This window comes from Nonomuraea sp. KM90, assembly GCF_052246675.1.
Taxonomy (GTDB): domain Bacteria; phylum Actinomycetota; class Actinomycetes; order Streptosporangiales; family Streptosporangiaceae; genus Nonomuraea.
In genome coordinates, this window is sequence record NZ_JBQQCB010000346.1 from 1 (window position 1) to 1,621 (window position 1,621).

At 68.0% G+C, this 1,621-nt stretch carries 1 protein-coding gene; it reads right to left on the reverse strand.

Annotation, left to right across the window (positions count from 1 at the left end; translation table 11 throughout):
* Window positions 1-30: 30 nt before the first annotated feature.
* Window positions 31-1,566 carry an ISL3 family transposase gene (locus ACTWPW_RS64095; RefSeq protein ID WP_443175024.1) on the reverse strand — a complete coding sequence of 512 codons (1,536 nt, stop codon included), beginning with the start codon at window positions 1,564-1,566 and terminating at the stop codon, window positions 31-33.
* Between the last annotated feature and the right edge of the window lie 55 nt (window positions 1,567-1,621).

Genomic DNA, 1,621 nt, shown 5'->3' on the forward strand with positions numbered 1-1,621 from the left:
CCCGTAATCGGTGGTGGCGTTGAGTGATCTTCACTGCAGCAGGATGCGGTGGCGCAGAAGGTCGAACCCGGCACGGCCGTGCATCTGGCGCATGATCTTCTTCGTGCGGGTGTTGACGCCTTCGGTTCGGCCGTTGTGGTGCGGGAGGGTGAGGGCGGCGTTCACGGCGTCGCGATCGAGTTCGATGCCGTTGGCGAAGCCGTGCAGATGGGGCAGATCCTCGGCTCGGACGGTGGTGATCCAGGTGGTGAGCTTGGCGTCGTTGCCTTCGGCTGGGGTGAGGAGTGCGGCGAAATCGCGGACCAGGCGGGCAAGGGCGGTCAGTTCGGGACAGGCGGCGGTGAGTTCCCGCACCAGCTGGGTGTCGCTGTCGCGTAGCCGGTCGGGGTGGGTGAGCAGGAGACGGGCCAGGCGGCGCGGGGTGATGACGGGCCGTTCTCCTTCGGCTCGGCCTTGGGTGATGTAGCGGTAGAGCAGGTTGAGGCTGCCGGTGTAGCCGAGCTGTTTGATCTCGCGGAACAACTGCTGCACGGGAACGGCTGGGTCGGCGGCGCGTCGTTCGCGCAGGTGATCACGGTAGGGATCGACGAGGGTGGGACGGTAGCGTGGAGCGCGGCGTAGGGCTTCGGGTTCGCGGGTGCGGGCGTAGCGCTTGACGGTGTTGAGAGACAAGTTCAGCCGGCGGGCGCACTCCAGGAGGCCGACGCCCTTGTCCAGCAGGTCGTGGATCTGCCGCCAGCGCTCGCGGGTGCTCTGTTCGCGCACCCCGGCGGGCCGGGGCGGGTTGACCGTGGCCCAGCAGGCGCTGTGGGAACGAACCTCAGCCAGCGTCTTGTCGCAGAAATTCGCCCACAGGTGCCACCTGTCCCCGACCTGCACCGCATCCGGCAGAGCACGTCGAATCGCCTCGCCGTAGGCGCCCGATCCGTCACGGCAGACGATCTCGACCCCGGGGTGGGAGCGCAGCCACGACTCCAGGGCATCGGCGCCGCGGCCGGATAGGACGTCGATCCGCTCGCCGGTCTCGGCGTCGGTGAGGATGGTGGCATACCGGTGGCGGCGCTTGAGCGCGAAGTCATCGACACCCAGCACGCGCGGGATCCGCAGTGGTGGTAGCGGCCGCTGCATCAGCAGGCGCAGTGCCGTGGATCTGGAGACCGTGACGGCCAGGACCGCCGAGAGCCGAGCGCCTGCCCGGCCGGCCAACTCGGTGACCACCGCGCCCAGTTGGCCGGTGAGCCTGCGTGTTCGACGCTGGTAGCGCTCGAGCAGCCCGGGTACCTGCTCACGGAACGTCTGCCGGGGACATCCCCATGCCGGGCAGAGTAGGCGCCGTACTTGGACCGACACCACCACCGGCCGCCCGTCAACCGGGACGTCGGTGACCGTCCGATAGTAGTAGCCGTGCACTCGAGCGGTCGGCGTCCCGCACACCGGGCATGGCACTGGCTCGTCGCGAGTACGGGTCATGACCCGAATGAGATCGTTCTCGTCCTTCACGCCCTCGATGACCAGGGCAGACAGGCCCGAAAACACCACATCCGTAAGATCGTCGATCTTGAGCACGACCCAGCCTGGCAGCTGTTCACTCAACGCCACCACCGATTACGGGCCAGAGCCG